General features: G+C 31.4%; 20 protein-coding genes. 14 read left to right on the forward strand and 6 right to left on the reverse strand.

Annotated elements, in window-relative coordinates; genetic code table 11:
• Positions 1 to 157 precede the first annotated feature (157 nt).
• Positions 158 to 895: a glycosyltransferase family 2 protein gene (locus ASC44_RS17445; RefSeq protein WP_055448894.1), complete on the forward strand. Its 738-nt coding sequence runs from the start codon at positions 158 to 160 to the stop codon at positions 893 to 895.
• A gap of 1 nt (position 896) precedes the next feature.
• On the opposite strand, the gene ASC44_RS17450 is transcribed toward ASC44_RS17445, so the two are convergent.
• Complete coding sequence (locus ASC44_RS17450) at positions 897 to 1,616, reverse strand: polysaccharide deacetylase family protein (RefSeq protein ID WP_055448895.1); 720 nt, start codon at positions 1,614 to 1,616, stop codon at positions 897 to 899.
• A gap of 100 nt (positions 1,617 to 1,716) precedes the next feature.
• On the opposite strand from ASC44_RS17450, the gene ASC44_RS17455 reads away from it, so the two are divergent.
• Together ASC44_RS17455 and ASC44_RS17460 are read left to right on the forward strand one after the other, a co-directional pair.
• The gene (locus ASC44_RS17455; RefSeq protein WP_055448896.1) at positions 1,717 to 2,463 is read left to right on the forward strand and encodes a glycosyltransferase family 2 protein; all 747 of its coding nucleotides are present in this window, start codon (positions 1,717 to 1,719) and stop codon (positions 2,461 to 2,463) included.
• On the forward strand, positions 2,464 to 3,531 hold the full coding sequence (locus ASC44_RS17460; RefSeq protein ID WP_055448897.1) for a glycosyltransferase family 4 protein: 1,068 nt from the start codon (positions 2,464 to 2,466) through the stop codon (positions 3,529 to 3,531).
• Here the strand turns inward: ASC44_RS17460 and ASC44_RS17465 are convergent.
• Positions 3,523 to 4,476, reverse strand: coding sequence for a WaaS/CpsH family glycosyltransferase (locus ASC44_RS17465; protein ID WP_055448898.1), 954 nt, complete (start codon positions 4,474 to 4,476; stop codon positions 3,523 to 3,525). The genes ASC44_RS17460 and ASC44_RS17465 overlap by 9 nt on opposite strands.
• A 108-nt stretch (positions 4,477 to 4,584) precedes the next feature.
• Here ASC44_RS17465 and ASC44_RS17470 point away from each other — a divergent pair, with 108 nt between their 5' ends.
• Entirely contained in the window at positions 4,585 to 5,487 is a 903-nt protein-coding gene (locus tag ASC44_RS17470; RefSeq protein WP_055448899.1) for a glycosyltransferase family 2 protein, read from the forward strand.
• Here the strand turns inward: ASC44_RS17470 and ASC44_RS17475 are convergent.
• From ASC44_RS17475 to ASC44_RS17485, 3 genes are read right to left on the reverse strand one after another with little or no spacing between them, the layout of a single operon-like run.
• Positions 5,477 to 6,304, reverse strand: a complete 828-nt coding sequence (locus ASC44_RS17475; protein ID WP_055448900.1) for a glycosyltransferase — start codon at positions 6,302 to 6,304, stop codon at positions 5,477 to 5,479. The genes ASC44_RS17470 and ASC44_RS17475 overlap by 11 nt on opposite strands.
• Positions 6,297 to 6,935, reverse strand: a complete 639-nt coding sequence (locus ASC44_RS17480) for a NeuD/PglB/VioB family sugar acetyltransferase (protein ID WP_055448901.1) — start codon at positions 6,933 to 6,935, stop codon at positions 6,297 to 6,299. Before ASC44_RS17480 ends, ASC44_RS17475 begins: the two co-directional genes overlap by 8 nt.
• Positions 6,935 to 8,011 carry a DegT/DnrJ/EryC1/StrS family aminotransferase gene (locus ASC44_RS17485; RefSeq protein WP_055448902.1) on the reverse strand — a complete coding sequence of 359 codons (1,077 nt, stop codon included), beginning with the start codon at positions 8,009 to 8,011 and terminating at the stop codon, positions 6,935 to 6,937. Before ASC44_RS17485 ends, ASC44_RS17480 begins: the two co-directional genes overlap by 1 nt.
• 227 nt (positions 8,012 to 8,238) lie before the next feature.
• Between ASC44_RS17485 and ASC44_RS17490 the strand changes: the two genes are divergently transcribed.
• The 6 genes from ASC44_RS17490 to ASC44_RS17515 all read left to right on the forward strand — a co-directional run bounded on the left by ASC44_RS17490 (position 8,239) and on the right by ASC44_RS17515 (position 13,550).
• Positions 8,239 to 9,309 carry a glycosyltransferase family 4 protein gene (locus tag ASC44_RS17490; RefSeq protein WP_055448903.1) on the forward strand — a complete coding sequence of 357 codons (1,071 nt, stop codon included), beginning with the start codon at positions 8,239 to 8,241 and terminating at the stop codon, positions 9,307 to 9,309.
• Positions 9,310 to 9,528: 219 nt separating this feature from the next.
• Positions 9,529 to 10,089, forward strand: a complete 561-nt coding sequence (locus ASC44_RS17495; RefSeq protein ID WP_055448904.1) for an L-threonylcarbamoyladenylate synthase — start codon at positions 9,529 to 9,531, stop codon at positions 10,087 to 10,089.
• A gap of 16 nt (positions 10,090 to 10,105) precedes the next feature.
• Positions 10,106 to 11,524, forward strand: coding sequence for a CCA tRNA nucleotidyltransferase (locus ASC44_RS17500; protein ID WP_055448905.1), 1,419 nt, complete (start codon positions 10,106 to 10,108; stop codon positions 11,522 to 11,524).
• Between the two features lie 2 nt (positions 11,525 to 11,526).
• Positions 11,527 to 11,979, forward strand: coding sequence for a GNAT family N-acetyltransferase (locus tag ASC44_RS17505; RefSeq protein WP_055448906.1), 453 nt, complete (start codon positions 11,527 to 11,529; stop codon positions 11,977 to 11,979).
• Positions 11,980 to 12,993: a COX15/CtaA family protein gene (locus ASC44_RS17510; protein WP_055448907.1), complete on the forward strand. Its 1,014-nt coding sequence runs from the start codon at positions 11,980 to 11,982 to the stop codon at positions 12,991 to 12,993.
• 41 nt (positions 12,994 to 13,034) lie between these two features.
• Positions 13,035 to 13,550, forward strand: a complete 516-nt coding sequence (locus ASC44_RS17515) for an IS1096 element passenger TnpR family protein (protein WP_055448908.1) — start codon at positions 13,035 to 13,037, stop codon at positions 13,548 to 13,550.
• On the opposite strand, the gene ASC44_RS17520 is transcribed toward ASC44_RS17515, so the two are convergent.
• Entirely contained in the window at positions 13,547 to 14,605 is a 1,059-nt protein-coding gene (locus ASC44_RS17520; protein WP_055448909.1) for a hypothetical protein, read from the reverse strand. The two genes, ASC44_RS17515 and ASC44_RS17520, sit on opposite strands and share 4 nt — an antisense overlap.
• A 134-nt stretch (positions 14,606 to 14,739) precedes the next feature.
• On the opposite strand from ASC44_RS17520, the gene ASC44_RS17525 reads away from it, so the two are divergent.
• From ASC44_RS17525 to ASC44_RS17540, 4 genes are all read left to right on the forward strand, one after another.
• A complete protein-coding gene (locus ASC44_RS17525; RefSeq protein ID WP_055448910.1) occupies positions 14,740 to 15,636 on the forward strand; it encodes an ABC transporter ATP-binding protein in 897 nt (298 codons plus the stop codon).
• A gap of 75 nt (positions 15,637 to 15,711) precedes the next feature.
• A complete protein-coding gene (locus ASC44_RS17530) occupies positions 15,712 to 16,545 on the forward strand; it encodes an ABC transporter permease (protein WP_055448911.1) in 834 nt (277 codons plus the stop codon).
• A 92-nt stretch (positions 16,546 to 16,637) separates the two neighbouring features.
• Positions 16,638 to 19,943, forward strand: a complete 3,306-nt coding sequence (locus ASC44_RS17535) for a T9SS type B sorting domain-containing protein (protein ID WP_055448912.1) — start codon at positions 16,638 to 16,640, stop codon at positions 19,941 to 19,943.
• 3 nt (positions 19,944 to 19,946) lie between these two features.
• On the forward strand, positions 19,947 to 22,655 hold the full coding sequence (locus tag ASC44_RS17540; protein ID WP_055448913.1) for a T9SS type B sorting domain-containing protein: 2,709 nt from the start codon (positions 19,947 to 19,949) through the stop codon (positions 22,653 to 22,655).
• Positions 22,656 to 22,720 lie beyond the last annotated feature (65 nt).

The following is a 22,720-nucleotide window of genomic DNA, read 5'->3' on the forward strand; positions in this document are numbered from 1 at the left end:
TTTTGCTTTACAAAGGTAAACATAATTCATGTGTTTGCACATATTGTTTTCTTGTGAGATGTCGTTCACTATTATTATTCCTTTATCAAATATGTTTTTAGCCTACCGGTATCATAACATAATCGAATTTTTAGTAAGTTTGCACTAAGCAATTATTATGATAAAACTCTCTGTAATTATACCTACTTATAACGAGGAAATGTACCTCGAGAAGGCACTGCGTTCGGTTAGGTTTGCAGACGAAATTATTGTTGTAGATTCTATGAGTACAGATAAAACTGTTGCTATGGCCGAAAAATACAATTGTAAAGTTCTCCATCGAAAGTTCGACAATTTCTCTAACCAAAAAAACCACGCCTTACAATATGCAACAGGTGAATGGGTTTTATTTATTGATGCAGACGAGCGTATTCCTAATCCATTACAACAAGAGATTTTAGCTGCCATGGCTTCTGGTAAACATGCTGGTTACAAGCTTAATTTTCCTCACTTTTATATGAATCGTTTTCTTTATCACCATAGCGATAGTGTAACACGATTGGTAATTAGAGAAAAATGTCATTTCGAAGGCTCTGTACACGAAAAACTAATTGTAGATGGAACCATTAGTAAGCTCGAAAACCCAGTGCTTCATTTTACATATAAAGGCTTACAGCATTATATAAGTAAGAAAGATAGTTATGCTTGGTTTCAGGCTGAACAAATGCTTAAAAAAGGAAAGAAAGCGACTTATTTTCATTTGGCTTTTAAACCATTTTATCGTTTTTTTAGCAGCTATGTTTTACGTGGTGGCTTTAGAGATGGCGTTCCTGGATTAACTGTGGCAACTATTAATGCTTATGGTGTGTTTTCTAGGTATGTTAAATTGATGTTATTGGAGCGCGGAATTAGGTAGGTTAAAACCAACTTTTTCCTTTCTTCAACTTTCTCTCAAAAGCTTTCAAACCATCCTCTCCTTTAATATCTAGACGTTGTACTTCATAATTATTTTTAAACGGAAAGGTATTTACCCGATTTCCAATACGTAAACCGTATGCTATTTTATTTTCATTTAGGACATCAAAAAACACTTTTCGCACCTCTCCTTTTTTAGGATAACTCCCGTAAGGATAAGCTAGTGTATTATGTATATTCAAATCATTATCTACTACAAACGCTTTACACTTATCGAAATCTTCTTGTATTGTTTCAACAGATAAATCGCTATAACGTCTATGCTCAAAAGAATGTAAACCCAATTCTATAGTTTTCGAATCCATAGTCTTTAATTGAGCAACAGTCATAATAGCCTCTTTACCTTTATCCCATTCGTTTACTGCTCCAACATATTTAAATGGAATATAAAAACAGGCTTTCAATCCGTATTTCTGCAATAATGGATATGCATATTCTAATTGATTTACGTAAACATCGTCAAACGTTATAATAACAGCTTTCTCTGGAAAATCTGCGGGTGTTTTTAAAGTCTGTAAATCGCTAAAATGTAAACTCGTATAACCGTTTTCTTTTAAAAATTTGAATTGTACTTCTAGGTTTTTAGCAGAAATAGTCAAGCCTTTGCTATTATTAGCATTAGCCGAAACACTGTGATACATTAAAATAGGAAGCTTAGCCATTTCGGTTTTATTATTCTAAAATAAATGAATGTAAATTGTTTACTTTTGACAAAGATAAAAAGGAGCTACTAAATACTTAGTAAAAAACCAATTTTTATAAATGATAAGCGCGTTAGCAATAACTTACAACGAAGAATCTCACATAGAAAGCTATATTGAAAGCTTATCTTTTGCCGATGAAATTATTATTGTCGATTCGTTTAGCACAGACAATACTGTTGCTTTAGCCAAGAAACATGATGTAACTATTATACAACGTAAATTTGTTAATTTTTCTGATCAGAAAAATTTCGCTATTTCACTAGCAAAAAATGATTGGGTTACTTTTTTTGATTTAGACGAAAAAATATCTCCAGAATTAATTAACGAAATTGTTACTACTGTAAAATCTAAAAACCCATTAAAAGCTTACAATATAAAGCGAAGCTTTAATTTTATGGGTAAACGCATAAAATACAGTGGTTTTCAAACAGATGTTGCGGTACGTTTATTTAATAAAAACTATTGTAAATATAACGGTAAAGCGGTTCATGAATCTATTGAAACAAGTGAGAAGGTAGGTCTATTAAAGCACGCTTTAGACCACCAAACGTATAAAACTTTCGATATTTACAACCAAAAACTTAATCAATATAGTAAGCTACAAGCCGAGGAATTATACAAGAAAAATGTGCGTCCGAATTTGTACCATTTTCTATTTAGACCTTGGTATCGCTTCATGCATCAATACTTTATAAGATTAGGTTTTATGGATGGCAAAGAAGGTTTTATTATAAGTTACGTTCATGCTTTTTCGGTTTACAAACGCTATATCCAGCTTTGGGCAATGTATAGAAATATAGAATAAATGAAGAACGTCTTTTTAGAATCTCACAATATAAAAAATCAATTTAATGGTTTTGGGCAGTTTAATCACCACCTCATTAAAGGACTTTATAATGCTGAGATTTCAGATTTTAAAATAACTTTAAACGCCAAAGATACTTCTGCTTTAAAAAAAGAGTTTGGCGACTATTATAATTACAACAAATACAAATCTCTATCTCGTAAGCCATTGTTTCGTATTCGTAAAAAGTATGATGTGTGGCATTGTTTAAATCAGAATATAAAAGTAGAGCCTTATCACAACATTCCTTATGTATTAACGGTTCATGATGTTAATTTTATAGATGAAGTATCTAACGATTTAAACCACGAAACGAACAAACGTTTTATAGAAAAACTAAATCGTAGTAGTGCTATTACGTACATTTCGGAATTTGCCAAAGCTTCTACTCACAAATATTTTAAAGTCCCAAAAGTTCCAGAATATGTTATCTATAATGGTAATCCTATTAAAGCGCTTTTAGACTTAAGCCAAACAAATATAAAACCAGTTACTAAAAGGCCTTATTTGTTTTTTATTGGCGGACTAACTAAGCGCAAAAATGTACATACTTTAGTGCAAATGCTTGAGCATTTACCAGATTACGATTTAGTGCTAGCTGGTGACGATAGTGACAACTATGTAAAAACAATCTTAGCTAAAACCTTAAAACAAACTAAAACAAACAATAGAGTGCATTGCATTGGCAAAGTTAACGCTGAAGAAAAGCAATACTATTTACAACACTGCGCTGCTTTTGTATTCCCATCTTTGTTAGAAGGTTTTGGTATTCCACCAATTGAAGCGATGCGCTTTGGTAAACCTGTATTTTTATCTAACCTAACGTCTTTACCTGAAATTGGAGGAGATTACGCTTTTTATTGGGATAATTTTGAGCCTAAATATATGGCCGAAGTATTTAAAAAAGGCATGCATACTTTTGAAACTAATAAAGCAACTTACGAGAAAGCTTATATTGAGCGCGCAATAAGTTTTAATTGGGATAAAGCAGCTTTAGAATATGCTGCTGTTTATAGGAGTTTATTGTAAATTAAGAACACGATTAACCCAATGTTCTATTCTGTATTTTTTTAGAATAGCTTCATCAACTTCTTGATAAGGAGAATTTACAAATTCGTCTGAAATCTCGAAATTATTTTCGTCTAAAAGCAAAATATTATTAGGATTGTAGAAATCGAAATTTACAATATCTTTATTTGTAGTAATTAGCTTTTTTTGAAGACCTAAAGCTTCAAAAACTCTAAAGGTTAAACCTGTTTGTTGTTTTCTTTGAAATTCTACAACTATTTTAGACTTTTTTGCAAGTTTGATTGCTTCATTAACATAAATAACTTGATCTACAACCTCAACAATCCCTCCTTCTGCAGCTTCTAGCTTTGGGTGAACAGAAATAAACTTAGAACTCCACCCTTTATTCTTTATGTATTTACCTAAATCTTCCAGCTGTTTAAATCTATAATCATCATCATTTCCAGAAATATTAAAAAATAGATATTCTGGATTTTTATTTACAGGACTCGTTTCAAAAATGTAATTGGTTATAAAATCGAAATTATATTTTTCAACATCAATTTTATCGAAGCTAAATATTTTATCGAAAAAAGGAATAATGTCTTGCTTTCTTGTTAAGCGTTGTGCACTATCCCAATAATACGCAACCAATCGCGTTGTCATCGTTTTAAGCTCTTTCAAAAACTTATTTGTTAAAAAGTCTGGGCGAATTATTAATATTTCATCTTGTTTTCCGATGGCACGAATATCATCTTCCATAAAGTAATAAGCCTTTTTTAAGTTTACACCTAAAAAGGTTTTAGATAGAACATTCTGAAGTTTTTCGTAAGGATTTTTAAATCCATTAAACTCCAAATAAGCAATATTTACCTCAACATCTTCTCGTCCTTTTAACTCTTGATAAAGGTATTCAACGTAACCAAAAGCTTTAGGACTAATTATAAGTATTTTTTTTTTACTCATTTTTAGTATTGTATTTACCTTACAAAGGTATATTTTTTTAACGATTTCTATAAAAGCTTAGTAAACAAGATTAAAAATCTTTAATGATTATTTACATTTGCTGTACTTATGAAAAATATTTCTGTAATTATAATAAATTATAACACTGCATTCTATACTTTAGAATGTATTCAATCTGTTATAAAATATACAAACAAGAGTATTAGTTACGACATTATAGTTGTAGACAATAATTCTGCTGTTAAAGATTATAATATTTTAAAAGAGAACTTTCCAATACAAGATAATATTTCACTACACAGAAGTAATATTAACACTGGTTTTGGAGGTGGAAATATGTTTGGAACCCAGTTTGCAAACTCAAAATACATATTGTTTTTAAATAACGATGCGATGCTACAAAACGATTGTTTGGGCATATTGCATAGTTATATGGAAATGCATCCAAAAGTTGGCGTGAGCTCTGCTCAAAATTACGATGAGCATGGTAAACATGTTATTTCTTTTGATCATGATAAAGGGATTAGAAAACTTATTTTTGGCCGTAGTTTTTTAGAAAATAATTTTCCGGAAACGTATCCAAAACGCAAAAAAGAATATACCGAACCTGTAACTGTAAACTTTGTTAATGGTGCTTTTATGTTTTTTAGAAGCGATGTGTTTTCAAAAATTGGAGGTTTCGATACTAATATCTTTCTTTATTTTGAAGAAATGGATACTTGTTTTAGACTAAGACAGCACAATTACACTAGTGTTTTAGTTCCCGAAGCTAAAATTTTACATTATCAAGGTGTAAGTACTGGAAGTAATAAAACCATTAGTAAAGAAGGTTTTATTTCGCATTTATATGTCATTAAAAAAAATTACTCTTTTGCTAAATATAGTTTTATACGTTGGTATTATTGTCTTACTTTTTTAATAAAACCTAAGAAATGGTTTATGTTACCATTGGCTTTAAAAGGAGCGCCTTTAGGCGAATCGTTAAAACAAAAACAGGAAATTAATTTTTAAATTTCTTTTTTAAATATAAAAAAAGAGAATATTTACTATCAAAAATCTTCTTTTTAAATTTTCTTTTAGTTCGCTTCAATCCTTTTTGTTGAGAATCGCTTAAAGCAATATTATCTAAAATATAATTAATAACTGTAACACTTGTTTTCCATCTAAAAACCTCCGATTTTGAAGACCAAGAGCTTTTTTCATGGACACGATAAACAGACATAACTTTTTTTAATTTCTTAATTTTTCTATCCTTTAAAACAGACACATACAATGGCCAATCCCCTATTGGCAATGTACTAAAAGCTTCAGGTAGAGTAAAATCATTTCTTATCATTACCGTTGGTGTATGCATAAAGTTTCCTTTAGAGAAATCATCTAAGTTATAATCCTCTTTTGCTGCACTTGTAATATTATCATCGATCAATTCTAGCTTTGTCTGATCGTAAATTTTAGCTTCATGAAAACAGATAGCATAATCACTATTAGTCTCTAAAAAACTTGCTTGAATTTCAAGTTTTTTAGTATCAAGCATAAAATCATCTCCTTCACAAAAAGCTATATATTTACCTTTACAGCTATTAATAACATTTACAAAATTAGGAACCATTCCAATATTTTTTTTATGGTATGTAATATTGAATTTGTTAGGATTTTTTTCTTGAAATGCTTTTAATATTTTCTGCGTATTATCTGTAGATGCATCATCTCCAATAACAATTTCAAAATCGAAAGTGGTTTCCTGAGCTAAAAAACTATCAATAGCTTGTGCTATAAACTGCTCATGATTATAAGTTAGTACAGCTATAGAAACTAATGGCTTAATCATATTTATTTTTAATTTGTTTTCCAGGCACACCAACTACAGTTGTATTTGCCTTCACATTTTTTATCACTACTGCTCCTGCTCCAATTACGGCATAATCGCCAATAATTACATCTGGAAGAATTGTACTACTCGCTCCAATAGATACGTAATCACCAATCTTACATCTTCCTAAAACAGTTGCTCTTGGAGATATTTCACAGAAATCACCAACTATTACATCATGGTGTAAAGCTGCATCAAAATTAATTAAATTCCCTTTTCCAATACTTACAGAATTACTAATAAAAGCACGTTGCATGACATTAGAACCTTGGCCAATAAAAACTTCAAACTCACCAACATGAGCATTAGTTGCAATAACAGTTGTAAATACGCCTCCTAATGCTTCGACTTTATTTACTAAGTTTTTTTTTATTGTTGTTGTACCAATTCCAGTACAAAATGCTGTACTTACAGTTTCAAAGTAATTTTTCAATTCTTGAAAACTAGTAATTATTTTAAACTTATTATAAAGCAATTCCGAAGTTTCGTTAGTCGAAATATTATCAAAAAAAACTAGAGGATTTACAGATTGATCTTGTAATATTTGTAGCATTTCTTTAGCATGACCTTTAGCTCCAATAATAACCATTATAAGGAATTAATTATGTTACAAATTATAGTTACTTCTGCTTTTTCTAGCTCATAAAAAAGAGGTAAACATAAAATTCTTTTACTAATATCTTCAGAAATAGGCATACTTACAGATGTTACTAAATAGGGTAATTTATTTAGTGATGGATAGAAATAACGTCGTGGAAAAATTTCTAATAGCTCCAAATGCTTTAACACTTTTTCCAAATGCTCCTCTGATTTTAAAATAACTGGCATGTAAGAATAATTTCTCTCTGTTGAAGCTCGAAAACTAAAGAGTTCTAAATTTAAATTATCTTGTAATAACGTCTCATAATGCTCTGTTAGCATTTTTCTTTTATCAATAATTTTATCAATATATGGCAAAACACTTAAACCAACAGCTGCTTGCATTTCTGAAGCTTTTGCATTGATACCTAACCCATGGTAATCTAAAGGTCCATTATGTCCAAAATTATGATGATAATAACACTTATTATATAATGTTTCATTAGGAATAAAAACAGCACCACCTTCTCCTGTATGGAATAATTTAGTGGCATGAAAACTGGTTGTTATAATATCACCATAAGAAAATATAGATTTCCCCTTATACTTTACGGCAAAACAATGGGCACCATCATAAATAACTTTAAGGTTGTGTTTTTTTGCAATAACCTCAATAGCATCAATATCGCACGGGTTTCCAAATACATGTGTTGCTAAAATAGCTTCTGTATTTTCTGTTATAGCAGCTTCAATTTTTAGTGGATCAATAGTTAACATTTCTCGTTCAATATCCACAAAAACAGGTGTGCAATTTTCCCAAATAATAGCAGATGTTGTAGCTACATAGCTAAATGGCGTTGTAATAACTTCCTTTGTAATACCTAATGCTTTTAAAGCTATTTGTATGGGCAAAGTGCCATTAGTAGTTATAAAAAAATTAGTAATCCCTAAATATTTTGACAACTTATTTTCTAGATCTAGAAGTAACTCACCTCTATTAGTTACTCTCTTCTTATCCCAAGCACTTTTTAAAATTTTTTCAAATTCTTCAATTGGCGGCAAAAAAGTTTGTGTTACATTTATCATATTAACAAAATTAGAAAACTTAAGTCTTTAACTACTATAAAAATAAATTATTTATAATATAAGATAGTTACATCATAAAATGCATAATTTTACATTATAATAGTTGAAAGTATGCAAAAAAAATACTAGTTATTCCTTCTTGGTATCCAAGCAAGGACAACGAGTTAGTTGGGTCTTTTTTTAGAGAACAGGCCAATTTATTAAATAATAATGGATTTAATATTAAAGTGCTTTATGGCGTTGAAAAAGAGGTTGGGCTATTTAGGTATTTAATAACAAGCTTTATAAGCTTCGTTAAAAGTAGCAATAGTGTTAATCTAAATTATCTAGAACAAAATCCTGAAGCTCATTCTTTTTCTATTCTTCATTATAAAAAAACCTCTCCAAAACTAAAACTAAAAAAAAGTAAACGTTTATATAATAGAGCTTTTAAAAATATAACCACAAATTGGCAGCCAGAACTTATTCATGCTCAATGCAGTGCTAATGCTGGTATTTACGCGCACTTTATATCTAAAACCAATAACTTGCCATTTGTAATTATTGAACACCAAGTCTTTTTATTAAACCATTACAATATTAAGGTGCAAAAAGGGATAAAAAAAGCTATGGAAAATGCTTATAAAGTTGGTGCAGTAAGCTACCACCAAAAGCGTTGTATTTTAATGAATGGAATTGATTGTAATCCAGAAATTATATGGAATTTAATGGATGAAAATAAGTTTAAAATTGCTGTTAATAATACTGATAAAAAATTCACTATTACGACCATTACTTATCCCGGATTAATTAAAGATTCTGAAACTTTTTTTAAAAGCTTAGAACTGTTTCAGACTATTTGCAAATCTGATTTTGAAGCTGTAATCATTGGAAACGATTCCTTTAGCGATATTTCCAAAGCAAACAGTTCTCACTTTGAGCTTTTAGCAAAAAAACACAATGTCTATGATAAGTGTCTATTTTTACCTCAGCTTAGTCGAAAGGAGATAAATACCAAACTGCAAGCTTGCGATGTATTTATATCTACAAGTGTTGCAGAAACTTATGGAGTTGCAGTACGTGAAGCTATGCTATGTGGTAAACCAATAATAGTTACTAAAAGTGGAGGTGTTGAAGATTCAATAACTAGTGATACTGGCATTTTAGTAAATCTTAAAGATGCACAATCTATAGCCGAAAACTTATTGAAAATAAAAAACAAGGAACACTCCTATAATCCCGAGAAAATTAGAGCCCATATAATTAACCAAAGTGGAACTGCTGCATTTATCAAAACAATGACACGTTTTTACAACTAAACTTTAATAAAAAAAGAACATATTTAGAACTATTGTTATAAATAGAAGTATAAAATATAGTTTTATGTCTATTAATTAATACTCCCAAATCGGCATTTATTATCTTTGAAAATTCAATATTAGAATCACTGAGTTAATAATATCAACTGAAAGGCAAATTAAAGAAATATTAGGAAGCTACAAGTCTAAAGTTATGCTACTTACAATTATAAAAAAGACATGAAAGAAGAAATAAACAAAGCTATAGAAGTTTTAAAACGTGGAGGCCTAATTTTATACCCAACAGATACTGTTTGGGGAATTGGTTGTGATGCAACAAACGCTGAAGCAGTACAGAAAATATATAAGTTAAAACAGCGAAAAGATAATAAATCGTTAATATGTTTGGTAAGTAACTACGGTATGCTTGAAAGACATGTGGACAATGTACCTAAAATGGCTTATACTATTTTAGATATTGCAGATAAACCTACAACAGTTATTTATGATTCTCCAGCAGGAATTGCTGAAAATTTAATAGCAGAGGATAATACTTTAGCTATAAGAATTGTAGATCATGATTTTTGCAAAAAAATGATTAGATATTTGGGACGACCAATAGTTTCGACATCTGCAAACTTAGCAGGTAAACCAACACCTAAATCCTTTAAAGAAATAGATGAAGCGGTTATAAAAGGTGTGGATTATGTCGTAAATTTGCACCAACAAAAAAATGGAGGAAATCCTTCGACTATTATAAAATTAAGTAATAGTGGTGGCGTAAAAATTATACGTGAATAGATAGTTAGTAAAGAGAATGAATCACAAAGAAGCACTAAAACATAACATATTTAAAATAATCTCAAAATCTGCTTTAGAGCTTAACATTGACAGTTACGTTATTGGAGGTTTTGTTCGCGATTACTTATTAAAACGCGGTGATGCAAAAGATATAGATATCGTTGCTATTGGAAGCGGTATTGCGTTAGCCAAACAAGTCGCTAAAAATTTACCAAATAAGCCAAAAGTTCAAGTTTTTAAAACCTATGGTACTGCAATGCTTAAACTCGATGATATTGAGGTTGAATTTGTTGGTGCAAGAAAAGAATCTTATAACGAAGACAGTAGAAATCCAATAGTAGAAAACGGCACATTGCAAGACGACCAAAACCGTCGTGACTTTAGTATTAATGCTTTAGCTCTAGATTTATCTGAAGCCAATTTTGGTAACTTATTAGACCCATTTAATGGTGTAGAAGATTTGGGAAATAAAATAATTCGCACACCTTTAGATCCAGATATTACATACAGTGATGATCCATTACGCATGATGCGAGCTATTAGGTTTGCAACACAATTAGGTTTCATTATTGAAAAAGAATCGCTTAACGCTATTACAAGAAACAACGAACGTATTAAGATAATCACCAACGAACGTATTGTTGTAGAGCTTAATAAAATTTTAGAAAGCAAAACACCATCTATTGGTTTTTTACTATTAGAAGAAACAGGGTTATTAAAATACATTCTTCCAGAATTAACAGCCTTAAAAGGTATTGATGAAGTAGAAGGACAAAAACATAAAGATAACTTTTACCATACTTTAGAAGTTGTAGATAATATTGCCAAACATACTAATGATGTTTGGTTACGTTGGGCCGCACTACTCCATGATATTGGAAAAGCACCAACCAAGAAATTTAGTAAAAAAGTAGGTTGGACTTTTCATGCTCACGAATTTGAAGGTTCTAAAATGGTGTATCATTTATTTAAGCGTTTAAAAATGCCTTTAAATGATAAAATGAAATTTGTACAGAAACTGGTATTTATGAGTTCGCGACCAATTGTATTGGCTCAAGATATTGTAACCGATTCTGCTGTGCGCCGTTTAGTATTCGATGCTGGAGATTATGTAGACGATTTAATGACGCTTTGTGAAGCCGATATTACGACCAAGAACCCAAAAAAGTTTAATAAATACCATGACAATTTTAAAATTGTTAGAGAGAAAATAATTGAAGTTGAAGAAAAAGATCATGTACGTAATTTTCAGCCACCAATTTCTGGTGAAGAAATTATAAAGACTTTTAATTTAAAACCTTCAAGAGAAATAGGAATTATTAAAGAAGCGATAAAAGAAGCCATTTTGGAAGGTATTATTCCAAACGAGCACGAAGCAGCTTTTAAGTTAATGATAGAAAAAGGGAAAGCTTTAGGTTTGAAAACTTCAAGTTAATTATGCTAAAAATTGTAAAAACAAATTCTGAAAATCCAGATTTTATTGCATTAGTAAAATCTTTAGACAGCTATCTAAAAATTACAGATGGTGATGAGCACGAGTTTTACAATCAGTTTAATAGCATTACTCTTTTAAAACACGTTGTTATTGCGTATCACAACAATATTGCAGTGGGTTGCGGAGCATTTAAACCTTTTAACGACAGCACTGTAGAACTTAAGCGCATGTTTACAGTACTTGACTATCGAGGACAAGGTATTGCAGGAGAAATTATAAAAACGTTAGAACTTTGGGCTCAAGAAATTGGTTTTACTACTTCGGTTTTAGAAACTGGCACAAAACAAACCGAAGCCGTTTCGTTTTATAAAAAATGTGAATACCGTATAACTCCTAATTATGGGCAATACAAAGACATGGAAAATAGTTTGTGCTTTAAGAAAATACTAGATTAAATGAAAAAGGATAACAAAAAAGTAATTTACTGGCTTTTTACGGGCTGTTTTTTAATCTTCATCATGGTAATTGTTGGAGGTATTACTAGACTAACAGATTCTGGTTTATCTATTTCTAATTACAAATTAATAACAGGCACAATACCTCCTATTGGAGAAGCTGCCTGGCAAGAAGCTTTTGCATTGTATCAACAATATCCCGAGTTTCAAAAATTGCATGCTCATTTTACTTTAGAAGATTTTAAAAGCATCTATTTCTGGGAATGGCTACATAGAGTAATTGGTAGATTAATTGGTATGGTTTTTATTATTCCATTTTTATACTTTTTAGCGACTAAACAACTCACAAAAAAAACAATAAAAAAATGTATTATCCTTCTTGTTCTTGGAGGTTTTCAAGGTTTTTTAGGCTGGTACATGGTAAAAAGCGGATTGGTAGACAAGCCAGATGTAAGTCATTTTAGACTAGCAGCACACCTAACAACGGCATTCTTAACGTTTGCTGCAACACTATGGGTTGCGCTAGATATAATATTCCCAGACAAAAAGACTATCGATAAAAAGTTTAAAAACCTTATTGTTGTTGGTTATATAGTATTAGTTTTTCAAATTATTTATGGTGCTTTTGTTGCCGGTTTAAAAGCTGGATTATTACATAATCATTGGCCTTTAATGAACGAAGGCAAATTTATGCACGAAACCGTTTATGTTCTTAATCCTTTTTACAAGAACCTTATAGAAAACCCTAGTGGCATTCAGTTTGTACACAGAACATTTGCCTATCTTGTAGTTATTATAATACTAATTATTTGGGTTCAATCTAAAAAATTAACACGCACAAGCTACCAAATAAAAGGAGTTAACTCATTACTAATTTTAGTTGGTTTTCAATTTTTATTAGGTGTTTTAACTATTATATACCAAGTTCCTTTATGGTTAGGTGTAGCACACCAAATTGGTGCTTTTTTCTTATTAAGTGCCATGACATTTACTTTACACAGATTTAGCAAGTAAGTATAAAAACGCATACCTTTGCAAACCTATTTTATATTAGCATGATTTACAGATTTAGAGTCATTTTAGACAACGATACAGAAGACGATATATTTCGCGATTTAGAGATCAAGGAAACAGATACACTAGAAGATTTGCACAATATTATTACGCAGTCTTTTGGTTTTGATGGCACAGAAGTGGCTTCCTTTTATTTAAGTGACGACCAATGGAATCAAGGAGAAGAGTTCTCTCTTTTTGACATGAGTGAAGGCATGAATCAAGTGCGTTTAATGAACGAAACTTCGTTATCCGATACTATTCACGAAGCGCAAACTAAACTTATTTATGTCTACGACTTTTTAAACATGTGGACATTTTATGTGGAACTTGCTGAAATTGCCGAAGAAAATGAAGGTGTCGATTACCCAAACTTAATGTTTGTACAAGGCCAAGTGCCTGATGATGCTCCGGAGAAAATATTTGAAGCAGAAAAGGATGAAGATTACGATGAGTTTGATGACGACTTTGATGTTAACGATTACGACAACTTAGATTTCAACGAAAACTGGAACTAAAGATCTTTAAGGTTCACGTCTTCATAATTACGCTTTACAAATTGTAAAGCACTTTTTAGAATGTGTCCCATATTATCACTATTCTTAAACTTTACATCTAATGTATGGTCGTAGATTCTACTTTTAAGTAACTCTATATTTTCTTGCGTAGAAATGCTATCGTTTATCATACAATCTAAAAGTGCATCTATTCTATCGTGAAAGCTTATCATTCTTTTAGCGATCATAGAGCGCTCTTCCATTTTATATTGATCTATGGATTCTTTTTGAAACCTTCCAGAAACCAATTGCACCATTTTAAAATTCTCTTTAAAAAACTGTGGTCTGTAGACGTTAAACTTACCTTCGTAGCATTGCTGATCGAAATCTATAGCGCGAATATTATAGATAACCTGATCAAAATCGTGCGTTGGCACAATAACGTAATTGTAAGCTCGCATATCTCCAAGTAGCCTAATCATACAACGCTCGTTAAACTTTACAAACTCTTTAGCTATTTGCGACTTCTCTGCTGCGGTACAACTTGATAGCTTTTTCGCAATAAATTCGTCACCAGGAATCCCTGTAATATGCTCCTCTATAAGCGTGTCTTTATATACCATAAAGTTAAGATTATAAGGCGACAACATATGCTCTAACTCCAGCCCATAAATACGCGAAGCATCAGCTTTCTTTACATAAAAATAGGAGTAATTATCGTTTAATATATTTCTAACTTTTACCCTAAAAGGTTTAGAATTACCAAAAGTGCAATAGTCTACAGCATCTACATTTAAAAATGGAATAGTCTTTTCATTTCCATCACTATGTAATTTTGTATATACGCGTTTAAGACTTAAATCTATCTCTGCTCTATCAAATTCGCTATAATACACACGAATCCAAAGTGTATCATTATCATCTTTATCATAAACGGTAATAGAACCTTGAAACCTCAATAGATCATCATAATCCATAGAAGCACGCGTGTTTCTATTATATTCATCTAAATAACCATGCAATTGACTATTGATAGTGTACGATGGCTTTTTTCTAGAAATTTTTAAATCTTTCATAACTTTAAGAATACTCAAATTTAAAACATTTAATACAAATGTTGTAACAAAAGTTTGCTAGCTTCGTCTTACTTTTAAACCAATTTATACTGCGTATTTATTTAAAGACGTTTAGTATCTAAAAATCAATCATCTTGGAAACCATTCTTCAAATTAGTAATCTTACAAAAAAATACGGTAATCTCACTGCTGTCAAAAATTTATCTTTTACAATAAAAAAAGGTAATGTTTATGGCATTTTAGGCCCAAACGGAAGTGGTAAATCTACAACCTTAGGCATAACCTTGAATGTTGTAAATAAAACAAGTGGAGACTTTAAATGGTTTGATGGTGCGATTTCTACACATGAAGCTTTAAAGAAGGTTGGAGCTATAATCGAGCGTCCTAACTTCTACCCTTACATGTCTGCTTACAAAAACCTAAAATTGGTTTGTAAGATTAAAGATATTGACTATTCTAAAATAGATGAAAAACTGGAAATTGTTGGACTTACAGAAAGAAAACATAGTAAATTTAGCACCTATTCGCTAGGAATGAAACAACGTCTAGCAATTGCCTCTGCATTACTTAACGATCCAGAAATATTAATTCTAGATGAACCTACAAATGGTTTAGATCCACAAGGAATCCATCAAATTAGAGCGATAATACAACAAATTGCGAGCCAAGGGACTACTATACTTTTAGCTTCTCACTTATTAGATGAAGTTGAAAAAGTTTGTACTCATGTTGTAGTATTAAGAAAAGGAGAAAAACTTTATTCTGGTCGTGTAGACGAAATGATTTCTAGTGAAGGTTTCTTTGAATTAAAGTATGAAGACGAACCTAAACTACTTCAATTTTTAGAGCAACATGCTTCAATAGAAAAGACAACTCAAAAGGATGGTTTAATTACAGCTTTTTTAAACACACCTTTATCTGCTTCAGAATTTAACAAACAATTAGTTGAAAGTGGTATATACATTTCTCACTTAGTCATGAGAAAAGAGAGTTTAGAAGAACAATTTCTTCAGCTTACTGATAACAAATAAAACCAACCAATTATACTGAACTTCTTTCAGTATTAAAATAACCACTGAAACATTTCAGCATAAAAACAAAAGATCATGTTAAGACTTTTAAATATAGAATTTATTAAACTGTGGAATAATAAGGCGAGTAAAATATTAATACTAGCTTATTTTATTCTTTTATCATCTATTGCATTAATCTCTGCTATAAAATTTGATTTTGGAATGTTTAAATTTCATTTGGCAGAACAAGGCATTTTTAATTTCCCATACATTTGGCATTTTAATACCTTTGTTGCAGGATTATTAAAATTTTTCTTACTTATTGTAATTGTATCTATGGTTGCAAATGAATATAGTAATAAAACCATTAAACAAAATTTAATTGATGGTTTAAGTAAAAAAGAATGGATTTTATCTAAAGTCTATACTGTTGTTGTTTTTGCATTAATTTCTACTGTATTCGTCTTTGTTATCTCTTTAATTTTAGGTCTTATTTTTTCAAGTTATACAGAAATTAATATCATTTTTTCTGATTTAGAATATCTCGTAGCATTCTTTATTAAACTCTTTGGTTTCTTTTGCTTAGGCCTTTTTGCCGGAATGTTAATTAAGCGTTCGGCATTTGCAATAGGCGCAATTGTTGTCTATTTCTTTATTGAATTTTTTAGCTACTTAATATTTAAAGGTTTTTACAGAGATTCTGATATTGTAGACAACATCTATAATTTCTTACCATTTAAATCGCTTTGGAATTTAATAGATGAACCCGGTTCTAGACTTGGTGCTGTTAAAGAACTTGCTAGTGCGGCAGGACAAGACTTAAGCTATGATTATGCTGTACATTGGTACGAAATTGCAATTGTGTTAGGTTGGTCTGCACTATTTATCTACTTATCTTATAGACTCCTATTAAAAAGAGATTTATAAGATAACACTTAACAATCTGTTTTATTTTAACACATAGACTATAGATATCTCAAAGTATTTACGATATCTTTGATAGCTATTGCTTATAGTAAATGAAAAAGATTGTACTCATACTTATTATGCTTTTATGCTGCGCATTTTCTAATGCGCAAAAGGAAGCCTCTAATTGGTATTTTGGTGATAATGCCGGCGTAAACTTTAATTTAGGAACAGATACTGTTTCGGCTGTTAGTAATGGACAATTGGCTACCGAAGAAGGTTGTACTAGTATTTCAGATTCAGATGGTAATTTATTACTTTATACAGATGGTAGAACTGTTTACAATGCCAACCACGGTGTTATGCCTAATGGAACTGGTTTAAAAGGTGATGCTTCAAGTACACAATCTGCTATAATAATACCAAAACCAAACGATCCAAATATATACTATATTTTTACTGTCGATTCTCCTTCGTTGGATAATATAGATTATGGTTTTAATTATTATGAAGTTAACATGACACTCGATGGAGGATTAGGTGATGTAACAAGTAATAATGGTGTTAACTTGTTACCAAATACTTCCGAAAAATTAAGTGCAGTACTTAAAGACTGTAATACTAATAATATTTGGGTAATTACTTTTGCAGCTAATAATGGTGGTGAAAATAACAATACTTTTTATGCTTACGAGGTAACTAGTGCAGGAGTAAATACAACACCTGTAGAGTCTACTTTTAACATTAACATTAACGAACCAAGAGGTTACTTAAAATTCTCTCCAGACGGGACCAAACTGGCTTGTGCTAACATAGCAAAACCTATGTTGTTATTAGATTTCGATTTGGTAACTGGTATCGCGAGTAATTTAATTAGTTTTACTCCAAATCTCACTTCTCCTAGTGGTAATTTACAACAAGCTTATGGCGTAGAATTTTCTCCTAATAACGAATTATTATACGTCTCAACTTTTTTTACAACTGGTAATAACATTAATGATCCCAACAGCCAATATGGTGCTTTATTACAATACAACCTATTAGCTCCTAATATACTTGGATCTCAACTTGTACTTGACGAGAGACAAACGTATCGCGGTGGTTTACAGTTAGGACCAGATGGTAGATTATACCGTGCTATGAGTGATTCGTACAGTGATGGTGCTTCATTTTTATCTGTTGTAAATAACCCAAATCAATTAGGACTGGGATGCAACTATCAACATAATGCAATAACTTTATCTGCTAATAGCAGACAAGGCTTACCTCCTTTTATCACTTCTTTTTTTAGTGAAAATATTGATATCATTCAAGACGGCAATAGCACTACCGAGTTATCATTGTGCGAAGGCGACATTTACACTTTAATGGCTGAAGATATTCCTGGAGTAACATATACATGGACGCAAGACGATTTACCTTTACCAGAAAGCGATTTCGACTTAATTATTACAGAACCTGGCTTATACAAAGTCGTAATAGATGTTAATGGAGATGCTTGTGGTTTACTTGAAGGAGAAGCTAAAGTATCTTACTTTAGCGTACCACTTGCTAATGCTCCTGCAAGTATGGTAATATGTGATGATGATAATAATGATGTCGTAAATTTTGATTTCTCAACTCAGACTAATGCAATATTAAACGGTCAAGACCCGACAGTTTATGGTGTAACATACTACACATCATTGGCAAATGCTAACGATGTAACCAATGGTATAATTGGTGCGTTTGAAAACACTAGTAATCCCCAAACAATATACGCTAGGATAGACAACTTAGACAATACTAACTGTTTTGACATTACAAGTTTTGAAATTACAGTATTCGATACACCCATAATTGCAGGTTCTAATGATTTGTTTGCTTGCGATAGTGACACAAATCCAATGGATGGGCAAACAACATTAGACCTATCAAGTTTTGATGCCATTATTCTTGGCTCTCAAGATCCAGCACTATTCGGTATTACGTATTATGGGTCTCAGAATGAAGCCGATACTGCAACGAATAATCATCCAAATAATTATTTTGCTACAAACGAAACATTATTTATTAGAATTGAAAACAATAGCAATACAGATTGTTTTTCTACAGGAAGTTTAAATTTAATAATTAACCCACTTCCTGAAGCATTTGATGCGGAAATCTACCAATGCGATGAACAAACAGCGATTGATGGATTTACAACCTTTAATCTTACACAAGCAAATAATGATTTAACTGGAAACGCAACAGATAGAGTTACGCAATTTTACCTAACACCAACTGATGCTCAAAATGACATAAATGAATTAAATGGGAATGCTTACAATAACATTAATAACCCGCAAACCGTATACGTTAGAGTTACCAACTCCTTAACAAATTGTTTTAGTTTTAGTACACTTGTTTTAGAAACTAGTGATACTCAAATTAATGATTATACTGCACAACCCGAATGTGATGAATTAGGAAGTGAAGACGGCTTAAACTCTTTTAATTTAGACACCTTTTCTACAAATATTTTGGCAGGTTTACCAGCTGGTTTAGATATTACGTATTATGAAAACTCCAATGATGCGCTTCTAGAAAACAATCCATTAAGTTCTCCATACGAAAACACTGTTCCATACTCACAAACTATTTATGTTCGTGTTGAAAACGATAATGCATGCTATGGTATAAATGAAGTGCACTTAACTATAGAACCATTACCTCCATTAAATAATAATGAAACACTATTGTATTGTTTAAATGAATTCCCAAACACGATAACCTTAGATGCTGGGTTAAACGATAATTCTGCAAACTATAGTTTTAGCTGGTCTAATATGGAAAACACAGAAACTATAGAAATAAACACAGTAGGAACCTACACAGTAACTGTTTCAAACAGCAACACTTTATGTAGCAACACAAGAACTATTATTGTTGAGCCATCTAATATCGCAACCATAGAAAATATAAATATTACCGATGGTAGTATAAATAACAACTTAATCACTATTCTAACGAGTGGAGAAGGTGAATACTTGTATGCATTAACAGATCAAGAAGGAAATACAACACCTTTTCAAGCTAGTAATGTTTTTACTCATTTATCACCAGGAATCTATAGTGTAGCTATTAGAGATATCAAAAATAATTGTGGCGTAATTACCCAGAATGTTTCTGTTATTGGTTTCCCTTTATATTTTACTCCAAATGGAGATACAATTAATGACACATGGCAGGTCTATGGTGTATCAGAAATATTTCAACCAAACTCTGAAATATTAATTTTCGATCGCTATGGTAAACTCATTACACAAATAAAAGCTTCGGGCCCTGGATGGGATGGCACATATAATGGAAAACCCTTGCCACAAAGTGACTATTGGTTTTCTGTAACTTTACAAGATGGCCGTTTATATAAAAATCATTTTACTTTAAAACGTTAATAAATGACTAATACCTTTAAAATATTCACCTTTTTTATAGCAATCGCATTTTCTTCTTTTGCATTAGCGCAACAACAAGCTTCTAATTGGTATTTTGGGAATAATGCAGCTATTAATTTTAATTTAACAAACAACTCCGTATCCTCGGTAGATAATGGACAATTAATTACTGCTGAAGGTTGTACAAGTATATCTGACGAAAATGGAAACTTAATTTTATATACAGATGGATCTACAATTTACAATGCTGCCAATTCAATTATGGAAAACGGTAGTGGTCTTTTAGGAGACGATTCTAGTACGCAATCAGCTATTGCTATTCCAAAACCTGACGATTCAAACATATATTATGTATTTACGGTTGGATCCAATTCTAATTCTACTGGACTAAATTATTATACAATCGATTTATCTTTTAATAGCGGCTTAGGAAAAGTGGTTGGCAGCCATACTAATTTATTAATTAAATGCGCTGAAAAAATTTCTGCAGTCTTAAAAGACTGTGCGACAGGAAATATTTGGGTCATGGCATTTTCTAATGCTGATGGTAATAGTGCTAATAATATGGATACCTTTCATGCTTTCGAAATTAGCTCTACCGGTGTAAACACAACGCAAGTAAAATCGACCTTAGATATGTCTATTTCTGATTTTAGTGGAAATTTAAAATTTTCACCAAACAGTTCTAAATTAGCTAGTGCTAATGGTAATGCTGGTGTATTTATTGCCGATTTTGACGCCAATTCAGGATATGTTTCTAATCCAGAATTTCTGGATACGCAATCGACCTCTGACATATCTTACGGAGTAGAATTCTCTCCTAATAGTCAATTGCTTTATGTTTCGACATATACATCTGGAATAGATCTTAGTAATCCCGATGGAGCTCCTGCAAATTTTTCTGATTTATTACAATACAACGCTTTTGCTCAAGACATTTCAGCGAGTAAACTAGTTATCGATCAACGACAGCTTTACCGAAGTAGTCTTCAATTAGGACCTAACGGAAAAATATATCGTTCTTTAAGTTTAAATTATTCTGAAGGTATTCCATATTTGAGTACCATTGAAAATCCTAATAGCCTAGGAAGCGCATGTAATTATCAACACGAAAGTGTAGATCTTAATGGAAAAGATTGCAGACAAGGTTTACCTCCTTTTATTCAATCGTTCTTTACCCAACAGATAGATATTATTCAAAACGGCAATAACACATCAAACCTTACTCTCTGTATAGGTGATACTTACACTTTAACTACAGAATTTATTCCTGGTGCAACTTATTCGTGGAGTCAAGATGGCAATCCTCTTTCAGAGGCAAGTAATGAGCTTGAAATAAGCACACCCGGAGACTACCATGTACTAATTGAAACAAATACCAATTGTGGTGACCAAAACGGGCAAGCTATAGTCAATTACACAAGTGGTCCTGATGCTTATGACGCTAGTTTAATTCAATGTGGTTCTTCAGATTTTTCTACTTTTAATTTAAATCAAGCAAACGAAGAGCTAACTGGCAGTATTCCTGGATTATCTACTCAGTTTTTCTTAACACAAATAGATGCAGACAACAATACAAATCCTTTAAATGCATCTTCCTACACCAACATCTCTAATCCTCAAGACATATATGTTCAAGTTATAGATACTAATATTAATTGCTTCAATACTTCAACCCTATCAATTGGTATTAGCACTTCTCAAGTTGAGAACTATAATGCTCCAGAAGTTTGTGATGAAATAGATTCTCCCGATGGGATTAATACATTCAATTTAGATGACTTTTCTCCGCTTATTTTAAATGGTTTACCTGGGTTCAGCATTAAATACTTTGGCAGCTATAATGATGCTTTATTAGAACAAAACGAATTACCTTCAATCTATAATAACATTACACCTTACACTGAAACCATATATTCAAGAATTGAAAACGGAAATATTTGTTATGGTATAAATGAAGTCCTTCTAACTATAAACCCACTTCCTAAAATTGGTGTAGATGAAACAATACTCTACTGTATAAATGACAGTTCGCTGTCTATAGTTTTAGATCCTGGATTAGTAGACCCTAATACTTCTAATTACACTTTTTATTGGAACACTGCTGAAAGCACCCAAACTATTGCTATTAACTCTATAGGCATATACACAGTTACAGTTACAAATAACATAACAAATTGCTATAATACTAAAACTTTTAATGTTGAATCATCAAATATAGCAACAATAGAAGAGATTATTATCAGTGATGGACAAACACAAAACAACAGCATTACCATTTTAACTTCTGGTGAAGGCAACTATGAGTATGCCATAGAAAATGAAGATGCCATTTCAACTCCTTTTCAAACCTCAAATACATTTACAAACCTAAAAGCTGGCGTTTATAAAGTTTCTATTAGAGACATAAAAAATGATTGTGGAATTATTGAAAAGGAAGTATCTTTAATAGGTTTTCCTTCATATTTCACTCCTAACGGAGACGGCAAGCACGATACATGGCATTTTTATGGGGCCAGTAGAAAATTTCAATCGAACGCAAAAGTATTTATTTACGACCGTTTTGGTAAATTAATTACACAAATAAAACCTAATGGACCAGGTTGGGATGGCACATTAAATGGTACTCCTTTACCACAAAGCGATTACTGGTTTTCTGTAACTTTACAGGACGGTCGACAATTCAAAAACCACTTCACTTTAAAACGTTAATTATGCTCTTATTTGTTTAAGTAAAGAACCTCCATATATTTTAAGTTAGGGTTTCTCTTGTTTCA

Origin of the sequence: Lacinutrix mariniflava, from assembly GCF_001418015.1 — a bacterium.
Taxonomy (GTDB): Bacteria; Bacteroidota; Bacteroidia; order Flavobacteriales; family Flavobacteriaceae; genus Lacinutrix; species Lacinutrix mariniflava.

Coding starts and splice junctions, on each gene's coding strand:
- ASC44_RS17500 (WP_055448905.1), top strand. CDS start 10,106: ATGAATCACAAAGAAGCACTAAAACATAACATATTTAAAATAATCTCA.
- ASC44_RS17535 (WP_055448912.1), top strand. CDS start 16,638: ATGAAAAAGATTGTACTCATACTTATTATGCTTTTATGCTGCGCATTT.
- ASC44_RS17495 (WP_055448904.1), top strand. CDS start 9,529: ATGAAAGAAGAAATAAACAAAGCTATAGAAGTTTTAAAACGTGGAGGC.
- ASC44_RS17515 (WP_055448908.1), top strand. CDS start 13,035: ATGATTTACAGATTTAGAGTCATTTTAGACAACGATACAGAAGACGAT.
- ASC44_RS17540 (WP_055448913.1), top strand. CDS start 19,947: ATGACTAATACCTTTAAAATATTCACCTTTTTTATAGCAATCGCATTT.
- ASC44_RS17470 (WP_055448899.1), top strand. CDS start 4,585: ATGAAAAATATTTCTGTAATTATAATAAATTATAACACTGCATTCTAT.
- ASC44_RS17480 (WP_055448901.1), bottom strand. CDS start 6,935: ATGGTTATTATTGGAGCTAAAGGTCATGCTAAAGAAATGCTACAAATA.
- ASC44_RS17505 (WP_055448906.1), top strand. CDS start 11,527: ATGCTAAAAATTGTAAAAACAAATTCTGAAAATCCAGATTTTATTGCA.
- ASC44_RS17450 (WP_055448895.1), bottom strand. CDS start 1,616: ATGGCTAAGCTTCCTATTTTAATGTATCACAGTGTTTCGGCTAATGCT.
- ASC44_RS17510 (WP_055448907.1), top strand. CDS start 11,980: ATGAAAAAGGATAACAAAAAAGTAATTTACTGGCTTTTTACGGGCTGT.
- ASC44_RS17455 (WP_055448896.1), top strand. CDS start 1,717: ATGATAAGCGCGTTAGCAATAACTTACAACGAAGAATCTCACATAGAA.
- ASC44_RS17530 (WP_055448911.1), top strand. CDS start 15,712: ATGTTAAGACTTTTAAATATAGAATTTATTAAACTGTGGAATAATAAG.
- ASC44_RS17465 (WP_055448898.1), bottom strand. CDS start 4,476: ATGAGTAAAAAAAAAATACTTATAATTAGTCCTAAAGCTTTTGGTTAC.
- ASC44_RS17445 (WP_055448894.1), top strand. CDS start 158: ATGATAAAACTCTCTGTAATTATACCTACTTATAACGAGGAAATGTAC.
- ASC44_RS17460 (WP_055448897.1), top strand. CDS start 2,464: ATGAAGAACGTCTTTTTAGAATCTCACAATATAAAAAATCAATTTAAT.
- ASC44_RS17485 (WP_055448902.1), bottom strand. CDS start 8,011: ATGATAAATGTAACACAAACTTTTTTGCCGCCAATTGAAGAATTTGAA.
- ASC44_RS17520 (WP_055448909.1), bottom strand. CDS start 14,605: ATGAAAGATTTAAAAATTTCTAGAAAAAAGCCATCGTACACTATCAAT.
- ASC44_RS17475 (WP_055448900.1), bottom strand. CDS start 6,304: ATGATTAAGCCATTAGTTTCTATAGCTGTACTAACTTATAATCATGAG.